The sequence below is a fragment of the Bacillus sp. BC08 genome (assembly GCF_054326875.1).
Genome location: NZ_JBTGPA010000014.1, coordinates 1 through 651, shown reverse-complemented (window position 1 = coordinate 651; position 651 = coordinate 1). Strand labels below are relative to the sequence as shown.

5 tRNA genes are annotated in these 651 nt (G+C 51.9%); all 5 read left to right on the top strand.

From position 1 onward, the window contains the following. The first annotated feature begins 66 nt into the window (after nt 1-66). The 5 genes from ACXVYO_RS02145 to ACXVYO_RS02125 all read left to right on the top strand — a co-directional run bounded on the left by ACXVYO_RS02145 (nt 67) and on the right by ACXVYO_RS02125 (nt 589). Nucleotides 67-140: transfer RNA gene (locus tag ACXVYO_RS02145), tRNA-Pro, on the top strand. 15 nt (nt 141-155) lie between these two features. Continuing rightward, nucleotides 156-228: transfer RNA gene (locus ACXVYO_RS02140), tRNA-Ala, on the top strand. A 20-nt stretch (nt 229-248) separates the two neighbouring features. Then, nucleotides 249-341: transfer RNA gene (locus tag ACXVYO_RS02135), tRNA-Ser, on the top strand. 56 nt (nt 342-397) lie between these two features. Next, nucleotides 398-490 (top strand) — tRNA-Ser (locus ACXVYO_RS02130). A gap of 22 nt (nt 491-512) precedes the next feature. After that, nucleotides 513-589: transfer RNA gene (locus ACXVYO_RS02125), tRNA-Met, on the top strand. The last annotated feature ends 62 nt before the right edge of the window (nt 590-651 follow it).

Here is a 651-nt window from a genome sequence, read left to right as displayed (position 1 = left end):
GATAGAGCGTTTGACTACGGATCAAGAGGTTAGGGGTTCGACTCCTCTCGGGCGCGCTTTTATTAACGGGAAGTGGCTCAGCTTGGTAGAGCACCTGGTTTGGGACCAGGGGGTCGCAGGTTCAAATCCTGTCTTCCCGATATTCCCAAAAACATGGGGCCTTAGCTCAGCTGGGAGAGCGCCTGCCTTGCACGCAGGAGGTCAGCGGTTCGATCCCGCTAGGCTCCACTTTATTTATTATATGTCTCGGAGGTATACCCAAGTTCGGCTGAAGGGATCGGTCTTGAAAACCGACAGGCGGTGAGAATCGCGCGGGGGTTCGAATCCCTCTACCTCCTCCATTTTCTTTTTAAATGGTTTAGACATAAATAATAAAATATTTATTTTTTTCCTTCATGGAGGTATACCCAAGTTCGGCTGAAGGGATCGGTCTTGAAAACCGACAGGCGGCGAGAGTCGCGCGGGGGTTCGAATCCCTCTACCTCCTCCATTTTTTTAAAATATTATATTGTCGCGGGGTGGAGCAGCACGGTAGCTCGTCGGGCTCATAACCCGAAGGTCGCAGGTTCAAATCCTGTCCCCGCAACCAAATGGTCCCGTGGTGTAGTGGTTAACATGCCTGCCTGTCACGCAGGAGATCGCCGGTTCGAC